This is a genomic window from Achromobacter sp. SIMBA_011 (genome assembly GCF_046535435.1).
Lineage (GTDB): Bacteria > Pseudomonadota > Gammaproteobacteria > Burkholderiales > Burkholderiaceae_B > Achromobacter > Achromobacter dolens.
The window spans coordinates 1-256 of sequence record NZ_JAWRWN010000799.1; the positions used below are offsets into that span (position 1 = coordinate 1).

Sequence of the window (256 nt, forward strand, 5' to 3'; positions counted from 1 at the left end):
ATGAGGATTTTCTTGCCAGCCAAAAGGTCGTTTGCGTACATGCTTCAATTCCCGCTGAAAGTCGGTTGACGTTTTTCCATGAAGGCCGCAACGGCTTCCTGGTGATCCTGGGTCTGGCGCGTCAGCGGGTTGAGGTCGACCTCACGGCGCCAGGCGGCCTCCACGCTGTCACCACCACGCACCAGCGAAGCTTTGAGCAACACCAATGTCACAGGTGGCAGTTGAGCCAGCTTCTGGGCACGCTGCACCGCTGCCT

1 protein-coding gene is annotated in these 256 nt (G+C 59.0%); it reads right to left on the reverse strand.

Going from position 1 to position 256, the window contains the following annotated elements; genetic code table 11:
* Positions 1–44: 44 nt before the first annotated feature.
* On the reverse strand, positions 45–256 hold a 212-nt coding region (locus SB816_RS33185), incomplete at its 5' end, for an enoyl-CoA hydratase/isomerase family protein (protein WP_410548402.1).